Origin of the sequence: Nostoc sp., from assembly GCF_036917615.1 — a bacterium.
In the GTDB taxonomy this organism is placed as follows: Bacteria; Cyanobacteriota; Cyanobacteriia; order Cyanobacteriales; family Nostocaceae; genus Nostoc.
This window is the reverse complement of sequence record NZ_JBALCZ010000059.1, coordinates 33,143-45,352: the sequence shown is the minus strand read 5'-3', so window position 1 is coordinate 45,352 and position 12,210 is coordinate 33,143. Positions and strand designations below refer to the sequence as shown.

The window sequence follows — 12,210 nt, the reverse complement described above, 5'->3', positions numbered from 1 at the left end:
ATAACTGATATGCCGCAATATTTCGGAAAACTACCTACTACCAATCAACCTTGGACAACCATTGGCAATGTAAAAGCTGTAACCTGCGACAATAATATTATTAATTTTGACTGTGGCGACTCACGTCTGACCATCAGTGTACTTGCCCCCAATTTAATCCGCGTGCGTTTTGCACTGAATGGAGAATTTATGCCTCGCCGCTCTTGGGCAGTGACGCTGGATGATACAGAATGGGCGACAACACCTTTTACAGTCCAGGAAACTGAAACAACGGTAGAAATTGAAACAGCACAGATTCGTGTGTGCGTCCAGCGAGAAAAGTGTCGCATCGCCTGTTTCGATAAAGATAATCGCCCCTTTGCCCAAGATGCAGAGATGGGTACAGGTTGGCGGATGGGCGCAGTTGCAGGGTGGAAGGAAATTGCAGCCGATGAACATTTCTATGGCTTTGGTGAACGCACAGGCTTTTTAGATAAACTCAGCCAAGTAAAAACCAACTGGACAACGGATTCCTTAGATTATGATGCACTAACTGATGAAATGTACCAGGCAATTCCATTTTTTATGGCTTTGCGCCCTCAGGTAAGCTATGGCATCTTTTTCAATACCACTTTTTGGAGTCAGTTCGATATTGGTGCTGAACAACCAGGTATTTGGAAGATGGAGACTCGTGGCGGTGAATTGGATTATTACATTATCTACGGCCCTGAACCAGCCCAAATCCTAGAGACTTATACTCAGCTAACTGGGAGAATGCCATTACCGCCGAAATGGGCGCTAGGTTATCATCAATGCCGTTGGAGTTACGAATCAGAAAGCGTTGTGCGGGAACTAGCAAAGGAATTTCGTCAACGCCGCATTCCCTGCGATGTTATTCACTTGGATATTGACTATATGCGGGGCTATCGGGTGTTTACCTGGAGTCCTCAGCGTTTCCCCAACGCCGCAAAACTCATTAGTGATTTAGCACAGGATGGCTTCAAAACAGTTACAATCATTGATCCTGGTGTAAAGTATGAACCAGAAGGCAATTATCACGTTTTTGACCAAGGATTAGAAAACGACTATTTTGTGCGTAAAGCCGATGGTGCGTTGTTCCACGGCTACGTTTGGCCTGAGAAAGCTGTTTTTCCTGACTTTTTACTTCCTGATGTGTCTAACTGGTGGGCTGATTTACACAAAAGCTTAACCGATGTTGGTGTGGCAGGAATTTGGAATGATATGAATGAACCTGCTATAAACGATCGCCCCTTTGGTGATGAAGGTGAAAAAATTTGGTTTCCGCTAGATGCACCACAGGGGGGAGATGGGGATAATTCACAATCCAAAATCCAAAATCCAAAATCTAAAATTGATGTGACTCATACAGAAGTGCATAACTTGTATGGGTTGATGATGGCTAAAGCTTGCTATGAAGGCTTACAACGGCATCGAAACTCAGAGCGATCGTTTGTGTTAACGCGATCGGGTTATGCTGGTGTGCAGCGCTGGTCTTCTGTATGGATGGGAGATAACCAATCGTTGTGGGAGCATTTAGAAATGTCTTTGCCGATGCTTTGCAACATGGGACTTTCTGGTGTGGGGTTTGTGGGTTGCGATATTGGCGGGTTTGCTGGTAACGCCACAGCTGAATTATTTGCTCGCTGGATGCAGGTAGGAATGCTGTACCCAATGATGCGCGGTCATTCGGCAATGTCTACTGCTCGTCATGAACCTTGGGTATTTGGCGATCGCGTTGAAAATATCTGTCGAGAATACATTAATCTACGCTACCAGTTACTTCCCTACATCTATACTCTTTTCTGGGAAGCGGTAACAACGGGCGCACCGATTTTAAGACCATTATTATACCATTTCCCCAACGATCCGAAAACCTATAGCCTCTACGATCAGGTATTGCTAGGTGCGTCGCTGATGGCTGCACCAATTTACCGCCCTGGAATTGAGCATCGAGCTGTCTATTTACCCGCCGGCACTTGGTATGATTGGTGGAGTGGTGAGCATTATGAAGGCCCGATTCACATTCTTGCTCATGCACCACTAGAAAGAATGCCACTGTATGTCCGTGGCGGTGCGATCGTTCCCATGCAACCTGTCAGGCAATACGTTGATCAAGCCCCACTCGACGAGATCCGATTACGGATTTGGCCTGGTAATAACGAATATCAGCTATTTGAAGATGATGGCCAGACAAACGAGTATCAAGATAAAAAGTTTTCGCTAACAAATATAAGCGTATTTACTCAGGCAAACCAAATAGTAGTCGAAATTGGAGCAAGAGTTGGGGAATGGACACCTCCAGCGCGTGAAGTGATTGTAGAACTTGTTGGTGTTGGAGAGCAACGTTTCCAAGACGATGGTAAGCGTCATCCTCTGCAATTTTGAAATACTCGTAAAGGTGGTTTTTTGAACCACCATTATTTCTTACTCTAAATTGTGCAACAAAAAATATGCATAGAGGTAGATGAAAAGCAAGTCAAGGCGTAACATACAATACAAAAGATAGAAATGATTAAACCGTAAGAAATACGTAAGTTTACTACGCTAGATAGATGCGGTTAGAGAACACTCAATGTTAAACATTAACCGCTTGCGGCTGCAAGATATATCTAAAATCCCTACAGATTCACTTGTGGCAAAAGTCGCAAGTGCGATCGCTGTTTTGGTTGGCAGCTTGGTACTAGTTGGCTGGTGGCTTGGCATTGAAGTTCTGAAGCGCGGCTTCCTTGGTAGTCCTGCCACAATGAAAGTCAACACAGCGCTGTGTTTTGTGCTGTGTGGTGTGTCGCTATGGCTATTTTTAAAAGCAGGGGAAAACAATTCAAAATCACCGAAGTTCAGATCGCTGGAAGCCAGCGCTCCGACTTCTCTCAAAATTCAAGTTGCGCTGGAACCGCACCAAAGGTGCAACTCAAAATTATTTCCCCACTTCCCTATTCTTCTAATTTCTAAGGTGTGTGCAATAGCTGTCACCACAATTGCTGCGCTCACACTCTGTGAATATCTGTTTAGCTGGAATTTCGGCATTGACGAGCTACTGTTTCGTGATTCGCTAACTAGTATAGCGACGCATTCAGGGCGAATGGGAGTAAACACAGCAGTGAACTTTATGCTGGTCAGCGTCGCCCTACAGTTTCTGGTTTATCCAAAAACCCACCGCAGTTATTGGTATGCCCAGATTATCGCTCTGATCGCTACTTTAATTTCCTTTCAGGCGCTCATGGGCTATACCTACAAAGTAAAAGTTCTCTACGGACTTGCCCCTCATACAACATCAATGGCCTTACACACAGCGGTGTTGTTCCTCTTACTAAGTATAGGCATTCTGTGGGCACGGGCAAAACAGGGGTTAATGAGGGTAGTTACAAGTGATACTGACGGCGGCTTACTTGCACGTCGTTTATTAATTGCCGCGATCGCAGTACCTTTTGGATTGGGGTGGGTAATTGTTGAAGGTCAACGGGCAGGACAATACGATCCGGCGTTTGCAATATCGGTGTTTGCGATCGTCCTGATTGTGATTTTTACTATTTTGATTTGGCAAAGTGCGGCGATTATTGAACGTCTCAGCTATCAACATGATCTTGCCCAAGAAGCACTGAGAACCTACGAAGCTAAACTGGGAAGTTTTGTAGATGCTAACGTCATCGGCATTCTGTTTGGCGACGTGTATGGCGGTATCCAGCAAGCAAACGACGAATTCTTGAGGATGATTGGTTACACGCGGGAGGATTTGTTAGCAGGCAGGCTAAGTTGGAGCAATATCACACCACCAGAGTATCTATATTTGGATGAGCGAAGTGTCGCCGAAGCACAAGGAAGCGCCAACGCTGCTTGTACGCCCTACGAGAAAGAATATATTCGCAAAGATGGTAGCCGTATCCCGGTTTTAGTTGGTTACGTGCTGCTAGGAGAAAACCGGGAAGAGTCAGTAGCATTTATCCTCGACTTGAGCGAACGCAAGCAAGCAGAAGCAGAGCAACAAAAATTAGTATCGCTGGTAGAAAATAGCTCTGACTTTATCGGCATCGCCACCCTTGAAGGTCAATTACTCTACATAAATGATGCAGGTCAAAAGCTGGTAGGGCTTGCAAGTCTTGATGAAGTCAGGCAAAAGGCAGTATTAGATTACTTCATGCCCAAAGACAAAGCCTATTTTCAAGAACATATACTGCCGACTGTACTATTACAAGGGCGCTGGCAGGGAGAATTCTGCTTTTGCCACCTCCAAACAGGTCAACCGATACCAGTTGATTACAACATCTTCACTCTTACAGACAATAAGACAGGTCAGCCAATTGCCTTAGCAACTGTGACTCGCAACATCAGCGAACAAAAACAGGCTAAGGAACAAATCTTACAACTAAACAAGGATTTACAGCGCCGCATTGCTGAGTTACAAACTTTGTTGGAGGTGATTCCCATTGGAATTGGCATTGCCGAAGATCCAAAATGCCAAAATATCAAGGTCAACCCTGCTTTTGCCAAGCAGTTGGGGATATCCTCAGATACAAATGCCTCGCTCAATGCTCCCAGTGACGAAAAACCGACAAGCTTTAAATTCTACCGAGAAGGAAGGGAACTCTCAGCAGAGGAACTCCCGATGCAATACTCTGCCACTCATGGTGTCGAAGTTCTGGATTATGAACTCGATGTTGTCCATGAAAATGGAAAAATTGTCAACCTGTTGGAGTCCATTGCACCCCTGTTTGACGAAGAAGGTAAAACCAGAGGAAGCGTTGGTGCATTTTTAGATATTACGGAGCGCAAACAGGCAGAGGAAGTACTCCTAAATCAGCAAAAATGGCTGGAGGATGTGTTAAATCTGATGCCAAGACCGTTGCTGTTTATTGAACCAGGAACGGCGCGGGTAACTTTTGCTAATCGCTCTGCTGACGAATTAGCTGGGGGCGAATTTCCCAAAGGTGTACCAGCCGCAGAGTATCACACAGTTTACCACTACACGAATGCGGCTGGCGATCGCATCCCCAATGAGCAAATGCCAGGAGTGCGGGTTGCCCTTGGCGAACGCCTGAATGGATTGGAGGTAGACTGGCACACTCCTGCTGGTGTGCGCTCTCTACTAATATTTGCCGATACCTTGCCAGCAATGCACGGTCATCCGGCTACCTGTATTTTGGTGTTCCAAGAGATTAGCAACCTCAAGCAGGCAGAAAAAGCCCTCTCGTTAGGTTACAAAAGGCTAAAGCTACTATTTGACACAGCCAACGATTTACTATCAAGCCAAGAACCAGTACTACTAATCGATAGCGTCTACCAAAAACTAAGAGACCAAATTGGTTTAGATATTTACTTTAACTATTTGGTTGAGGATAACTCTCAGGTAATGCGGTTGGGGTCTTACAGTGGCATTTCCCAGGAACTGGCTAAGGAAATTGAATTTTTGGCATTTGCTGAAGCGGTTTGCGGTACTGTAGCGCTCTCACGCCATCCCATAGCTGTAGAAAATGTGCAGCAATCAACTGACCCGAAAACAGAATTGATTCGCTCTTTAGGTATTACTGCTTATTATAGTTATCCGTTGATCGCCCAAGGACGGCTGTTGGGTACTCTTTCTTTTGGTAGCCGGACTCGGTTAAGCTTCACCGACAATCAAAAGGGAATGATGCAAGCAGTATGCGACCAAATAGCGATCGCAATGGAACGGGCTAGTTTAATTGCTTCTTTGCAACAACAAACTGAGCAGTTGCAAGAGGCCAACCGTATGAAGGATGAATTCTTAGGGATATTGTCCCACGAGTTGCGATCGCCACTCAATGCCATCCTTGCCTGGGCGCAATTACTGCAACGAAGCAAGCTCAGTGAAACCCAAATGGCTAGGGCTATGGAGACAATTGAGCGGAATGCGAAAGCGCAAACCCAGCTAATTGAAGACCTGCTGGATATATCGCGAATGATTAGAGGCAAGTTACGCCTCAATGTTGGTACTTGCGATTTGGTTGGGATGATTGAGTCAGCCATCGAGACTGTTAGTTTAGCCGCCCAGTCCAAGGAAATCGATTTGAGATTTTCCCTCATTCCCTCAAAAGAAACGCGAAATGCGCCACCAGGGATACTCCCCGTGGTCACTTTCGCGCCAAAGTCAGATTGGGGATTAGGAATCAATCGCGAAAATCTAGAATCTCTAGAAGCACAATCCCAAACCAATCAACACTCAGAGGACAGCAAGCTTGGCGAAAATTCTCAATTCTTAATTTCTGGGGATTTCGAGCGCTTGCAGCAAATCATCTGGAATCTGCTATCCAATGCCATCAAATTCACACCCGTAGGAGGACGGGTAGAGGTGCAATTGTCAGTAGTCACTGACCCAGAAAAACAACAGACAACGGATAAATATGCCCAAATTCAGGTGATTGACACAGGCATTGGTATCAGTCCTGACTTTCTTCCTTACGTCTTCGATCGCTTTCGTCAAGCTGATAGTTCTAGCACTAGATCCTATGGTGGATTAGGACTAGGATTAGCGATTGTGAGTCATTTAGTAGAATTACATGGCGGTACTATCCACACAAATAGTCCAGGTGAACAGCAAGGAGCGACGTTTACAGTCAAACTACCACTTCTGAAGAGTCCGCCCCTTTCCCATTCCGCCTCTTTGCTCCTCTCTCCCTCTCCCCCTCCCTCCCTCTCTCTGTTTGGCGTGCGCGTGCTGGTTGTAGATGACCAAGCCGATACCCGTGAATTTATCACCACAGTACTCGAACAGTGCCAAGCCGAAGTTCAGGCTGTAGCATCAGTTCAAGAAGCATTGCAAGTAATTACACAGTGGAAACCAGATGTTTTAGTCAGCGACATCGGTATGCCCCAGGAGGATGGTTATTCTTTGATCCGCAAAGTGCGATCGCAACCACCAGAATTAGGAGGAAATATTCCCGCAGCAGCGTTGACAGCTGATGCTAGAGCAGAGGATCGGATGCGAGCTATACAAGAAGGTTATCAGCTGCATTTACCTAAACCTATTGAGCCAGCTGAGTTAGCTACAGTAGTCGCCAGTCTTGTTGGACGGACTTAGAGAAAATAGGAAATAGAGAATATGAATTAAATTCTGTCCCATTCCCTTTTTCCTAATATCAAAATTTATCTAAAATTCCAAGTTTTTTCCAATTACCAAAAAACAGTTTTTTTCTTTGCAATTTAGCGTAGTTAGTGAATACCTGCATTATAAAAATATTATTTATGTGTATATTTTTATTTAGATCTGAATAATTATTGTCTTTTGGGGTGTTCGTTATTTAGTATATAGCGCTTCTCCTTTGGATGCAATACACTCTGACCTCACTTCCATTCCTCTCTCCTAAAAGGAGAGAGGAATGGAATCTTACTCCCCAACGCTACAAGGGTTGGGGCTGTTCTTGTTAGGTCTGTATTCTATGCAATTGAGAACCGCTATAAGTTGCTTCAAGACAGAAATATTATCCGAAGCCTATTAAAGCGGCTTCCGAAATAGGCAATTCAGGAGTTGTATTGAAATTATGTAACCTAACTTAATTTAAGTAGACTACATAAACTGTCACTTGAGTATTTTAGGTAATTAATGTAAAAAAAACTTTCATTTATCTTGATTAGCGTGATTCATCTGGAGTATTCACTCTTCGGGTGACGCTTCTACATCGCTATTGCTACGCTAACGCTACTTGCTTTATGCCTCTTAACCCGTCCACTGCGGTGGCTGAGCAAATTTGCTCAGATAATCATCCAAAAAATCAATGGTGCATATTTAAATGCCCATGATTCTAATAAATAAGCATGATTTTATACATTACCATACCTCATATGATTGCCCTAACAAAGACATTAGTAAAAACAGTAGCTGAACCAGAACAGCTAGATAGTATTGACTCATATGACTCGAAGCGAGCTGATTTTTTACAAGAAGTAATTGAAGGCTTAGAAGACGGTATATTAATTTTAAGCCAAACTGGTGAAGTAGTTCATGCTAATGCATCTGCTCATCGCTTTTGTTGTCAATTCAATCAAGGTAATTTCAACCAAAATTTTGTCCCGCCAGCCATTTGGAATCTTTGTGAATCGTTACTTAGCAATCGGTATTTGTTTTCTGATAAACTGATCATTCTGTCGGATGAGGTTGTGCTTGATAAGTCAAATGTTTTTCGTGTTAGGGTGAGACTGCTAGATTTAGATGGTTTTGAACTGCCTTGCTTATTAGTGACCATCGAAAACCAATATGAGTCTCTGAAAAATTTAGCAATCACTGAAGTTAAAAAATTTGACCTGACGCCACGAGAAGCTGAAATTTGGTTTCTCTATAGAAGTAACTACAGCTACAAAGAAATTGCCACTAAGCTTTACATCACTATAAACACAGTGAAAAAGCACATGAAAAATATTTACACCAAGCGACAAGCATGTCTTGTAGTTGAATAGTATTAAGGGACTTCCAAGAAATAAAATATACAGTTGCTGAAAATGATAATCATTCGAGAGGGGGGAGAGCAACCTTTGCCCTCCCCAAATAAGCATGAAAATCTGCACTTTCCTGACTTTGCGTCAAAAGTGTTATTATTGGTAGTATTATTAATTATGTGACAAAAAACGTTAATAACTATTTTTTAAAACTATGTTATTCCATAGCAAATATCAATAAACTATTTCCCTAAATCCGGGAAAGTTTCATGGCTTGAATAAGTCAAACGCTTGATTTGTTTCTCAATTGTTGACATAACTTCAATAGTTAGCTTAGCTCCTAGTTCATAAGTTTTAGTGACTAGTTTAACAACAGGATGTTTGCCATTCCAATTTTTTGATATAGCAACGGACAGGAAGCTTAGGACAAAAATAAATTCACAATGTACGCTTGTTGAAAGCATCTACCGCCAACTTGTCCTAACGGCTTTGTCCACTGCTATACTGTCTTCGCAGCCTCAACTCTTGGAGAGGCTGCCGCCAACGAGTCCACGTCCCTTACGCGTCTCGTAGAAAGCGTCATTACGAATTACGAATTAGTAATTCTTTGGTCATATCATAAGTAAAGCTAATCAATTAACAGAAGAGGTAATGTCAACCCTGGTATAAGAACAAAGTTTTGCATGGCGACTGAATAATTTTTATAATTCACATAAGTCGCAACAAGCAAAATCGTGAAAAGTCAGAATAATCTATAGCTGATCAAATCTTTATGAAAGTTTTAACTACGGAGACTCAGGAGTTTTTTGCAGGCGTAATAGGGTATTGTAAACCTGCCGTTTTAACATATTGTTATTTTGTAGTTCTAGAGTAATTTTGTTGAACTGATCAATGCTCAAACCATTATCTTCAACAATTTTTTGAGAGTGGGTACAGTAATTGACTGCGATGTCTTGAGCCTTCCTGGGAAGACCATTTATGCTATTAGAATCGTTACAAACAATCTTGGGAATTTCTCCATTGCCAATAAGTTTTTTAATTTCTTCAAAGGCATTTTGACGTGCTGGCTCCATTGCTAGGACAGCTTGAGCGTAGCTGTTGATTTCAGTATTATTAACTATTGGTGGTGGAGTTTGAGCGTCAGCTTTTGAACTTAATGAAAAGGCGTTGGAAATTACACCCGCAGTGGCGATCGCGCCGAAAAAGAATGATCGGCAAAGGATTCGCTTTCGGCTAGGTCGGAAAAAGAAGTTGGAAGTTTTCTTCATATACTGTGTAATACAAAACTACATCAGGGATATTATAAGAACTTGGAATTATTTTCGGAGTTGGAAGTTCCAGCAACCGCTGAATACATCAAGCTTTTATATTTGATTGTCAACTTCCTCGGCATACTTGACAAAGTTCGATGACTTTAGTCTGGAGTGTTGACATTTCTGATCCTCCTTGCTTGAGGCTCACTTCTAACTCCAGTAGTAGGGGTAAGCAAGAGATTAACTGTTGCATAGAAAGCAGCCTGATTTCTTGCTGTAAGAAGTAGATCCGTTTAGGATTACCGATATCAGCAGCTTGAGCGATCGCTTGTTGATTGCGCTCACCACTTTCTATCATAATCTTGACCCATACCCAGGTGCGAAATTGTCCAATTAGTGTGGCAACTATCCGTAATCCCGGCTCGGAAGCATTGATCAGATCCGCCAACGTTGTCAAAGCTTTAGCTGTATCTCCTGTTCTGATTGCTGCTGCTAATTGTAAGCTATTTTGAGTAGTATTTATTACTAACTTCGTAACAGTATCTGTGTCTAAAGGCTTATTGCTACCTTGGGCATATAGCCGCAATTTCTCTAACTCATTGAAAAGAAGCCGTGTATCATTTCCTACTGATTCTGCCAACAACTGGGCACTATTGGCAGTCAGTTTCACGCCCACAGCCTGGGCTGCTTGATTAACAGATTGCACCAGCAATTCTGTTTTCCAAGGGGGAATCAGCGGAAATTCTCGGAATTCGGTAGCAAATTGTTTTAACAATTTCGTAGATTTGAGGCGTTCATCTGGTTTGTTTCGGCTGGTGAGCAATAAAAATGAGTTTTCGGGAATGACTGGTAGCGATCGCACCAATTCTGCTAACACATTCTCTGGACAGTGCTGGCAAAGAGTAGTATTTATCAGCCATACCAAGCGCCCACCAGCGCCAAAAGTGGGTGTCATCACCTGATTTAACCCCTGGATCGCAGCATCAGCTTGATCTGGGGGGAATGAAGTGTAGTTAAAACTTATCCATTGGGGATCGAGGACGCGATCGCGCAAAAGAGCGATCGCTTTTTCTATGGCAAAATCATCTTCACCCCAGTAAACATAGATTGGCATAGATAAACCTCATTGGGCATGGGGCATTGGGCACTTGTACTGAGCGAACGCAAGAGCGTCTCTACGAGAAGCCGTTGGCGCAGCCTCTTGTAGAGAAGTATTGGGCATTGGGAAAGAATTCTTATGACTCCTAACTCCTCACTCCTAACCGGAGGCAAACCGTCTCCGGTTTTGCTCCTAACTCCCTCAATCATCACACCCAAAAACTAAATACTTTTTAAATGACTCTGCTAATCGGGATAATTTTCCCTAAAATCTATCAAGTGAGAGCGTGAGGCTATGAAGATTGGACGACAACTATCAAACTTACTTAAATCGGTTAGCACGACTGACGCTGCCAGAAACTTACAGATCCCAAGTCCAGCATATTCAAGAATCCTCTAAATTCCAGCCACATTCTGGGTTGAGACAAGCAGCGTCCTTTCCTGGCTATTCGCTAATTACCCCGCCCGCAGAAGAATCACAAAACTCTGCTTTCTATGCCAAATTACAGACTTACCAACAGGAACTTTTACAGTTGCCTGTAGACCGTAATTTGATTGTACCTGTACCTCCTGCTAGCTTCCATCTGACTTTAGCGGATTTAATTTGGGACAGTGCTTACCTTGATGCCTGCGAAAAAAATCCCAAATTTGACCAGGAGTTACACTCTTGTTTAGCCGAAATGTTTCAGCAATATCAACAATTGATGACAAACAGGAGTCATCCGATTCAATGGCAAATGCTGGGACTGATACTAATGCCAAGAGCTGTAGCCGTTTGTTTAGTACCTCAGGATGAACGCTGCTACGAGGAAATTATTAAATTTCGCCGAACAATTTATCAAAATCCCAAGTTAATTGCTTTGGGTATTGAGCAGCATTATCACTTCACAGCCCATGTTACATTAGCCTATTTTGGGGAGGTTTCATCTGACTTAGACCGCACAAGTTTCAGCACAATGCTTTCTCAATTGAATGAACAATGGCTGTTGAATTTGCCAGAATTTGTGATCAATCGCGTCGAATTGCGAAAGTTTGACAACATGACACGCTATTATCGCCAACCAGACTGGCCGATTTTAGATTTTTAAGTAATTAGTTAGTAGTTAGTAGTTAGTAGTCAGTGGTTTCCACTTACTAACCACTGACTACTGATTATTAGTTATGTCTTCTTGAAAATGAAGCAATTGTCTAAAGTCAGTTAATAGGGGTATTGCAAATGCATTTTGGCTAAATTACCCATCAACTAACGATTGTTGCGAGGAGAGGAATGAAGATTAGTAATGCATTAGCTAAATGTTTCTCGATACAGCACCTGTAATTACGCGCTAGTTGTAGACATACATAGCAGAGAAAATAAGCTCAAAGATAAATCCGATGATTTTGTCTTTTAGGTAAACCTAGCTTTTTGTCAATTCTCTAAATAAAATCTCTAGCCTAAGAGGTTGTTTGAAAAGTGTTTTCCTGTGATAGGCAC

Annotated in this window: 7 protein-coding genes; 4 read left to right on the top strand and 3 right to left on the bottom strand. The window is 42.8% G+C overall.

All coding sequences use genetic code 11. The features are described from left to right. Window positions 1-9 precede the first annotated feature (9 nt). The 3 genes from V7K85_RS20195 (at window position 10) to V7K85_RS20185 (ending at window position 8,406) form a co-directional block, all read left to right on the top strand. Window positions 10-2,385 carry a glycoside hydrolase family 31 protein gene (locus V7K85_RS20195; RefSeq protein WP_334815899.1) on the top strand — a complete coding sequence of 792 codons (2,376 nt, stop codon included), beginning with the start codon at window positions 10-12 and terminating at the stop codon, window positions 2,383-2,385. Window positions 2,386-2,572: 187 nt separating this feature from the next. Continuing rightward, window positions 2,573-7,033, top strand: coding sequence for a PAS domain S-box protein (locus tag V7K85_RS20190; RefSeq protein WP_334815897.1), 4,461 nt, complete (start codon window positions 2,573-2,575; stop codon window positions 7,031-7,033). A gap of 761 nt (window positions 7,034-7,794) precedes the next feature. Then, window positions 7,795-8,406 carry a helix-turn-helix transcriptional regulator gene (locus tag V7K85_RS20185; RefSeq protein ID WP_334815984.1) on the top strand — a complete coding sequence of 204 codons (612 nt, stop codon included), beginning with the start codon at window positions 7,795-7,797 and terminating at the stop codon, window positions 8,404-8,406. 221 nt (window positions 8,407-8,627) lie between these two features. Here V7K85_RS20185 and V7K85_RS20180 read toward each other — a convergent pair whose 3' ends face one another. The 3 genes from V7K85_RS20180 to holA form a co-directional block, all read right to left on the bottom strand. Beyond that, window positions 8,628-8,849 (bottom strand): hypothetical protein, encoded by a 222-nt coding sequence (locus tag V7K85_RS20180; protein ID WP_334815895.1) that lies wholly within the window; start codon window positions 8,847-8,849, stop codon window positions 8,628-8,630. A gap of 321 nt (window positions 8,850-9,170) precedes the next feature. Beyond that, window positions 9,171-9,653 (bottom strand): DUF4168 domain-containing protein, encoded by a 483-nt coding sequence (locus V7K85_RS20175; protein ID WP_334815893.1) that lies wholly within the window; start codon window positions 9,651-9,653, stop codon window positions 9,171-9,173. 109 nt (window positions 9,654-9,762) lie between these two features. Beyond that, complete coding sequence (holA, locus tag V7K85_RS20170) at window positions 9,763-10,752, bottom strand: DNA polymerase III subunit delta (protein WP_334815891.1); 990 nt, start codon at window positions 10,750-10,752, stop codon at window positions 9,763-9,765. Window positions 10,753-11,038: 286 nt separating this feature from the next. On the opposite strand from holA, the gene V7K85_RS20165 reads away from it, so the two are divergent. Beyond that, window positions 11,039-11,824: a DUF1868 domain-containing protein gene (locus V7K85_RS20165; protein WP_334815889.1), complete on the top strand. Its 786-nt coding sequence runs from the start codon at window positions 11,039-11,041 to the stop codon at window positions 11,822-11,824. Window positions 11,825-12,210: the final 386 nt, after the last annotated feature.

Excerpts from the sequence above, each read along its gene's own strand:
- V7K85_RS20180 (WP_334815895.1), bottom strand. The coding sequence starts at position 8,849 with ATGCTTTCAACAAGCGTACATTGTGAATTTATTTTTGTCCTAAGCTTC.
- holA (WP_334815891.1), bottom strand. The coding sequence starts at position 10,752 with ATGCCAATCTATGTTTACTGGGGTGAAGATGATTTTGCCATAGAAAAA.
- V7K85_RS20190 (WP_334815897.1), top strand. The coding sequence starts at position 2,573 with ATGTTAAACATTAACCGCTTGCGGCTGCAAGATATATCTAAAATCCCT.
- V7K85_RS20195 (WP_334815899.1), top strand. The coding sequence starts at position 10 with ATGCCGCAATATTTCGGAAAACTACCTACTACCAATCAACCTTGGACA.
- V7K85_RS20185 (WP_334815984.1), top strand. The coding sequence starts at position 7,795 with ATGATTGCCCTAACAAAGACATTAGTAAAAACAGTAGCTGAACCAGAA.
- V7K85_RS20175 (WP_334815893.1), bottom strand. The coding sequence starts at position 9,653 with ATGAAGAAAACTTCCAACTTCTTTTTCCGACCTAGCCGAAAGCGAATC.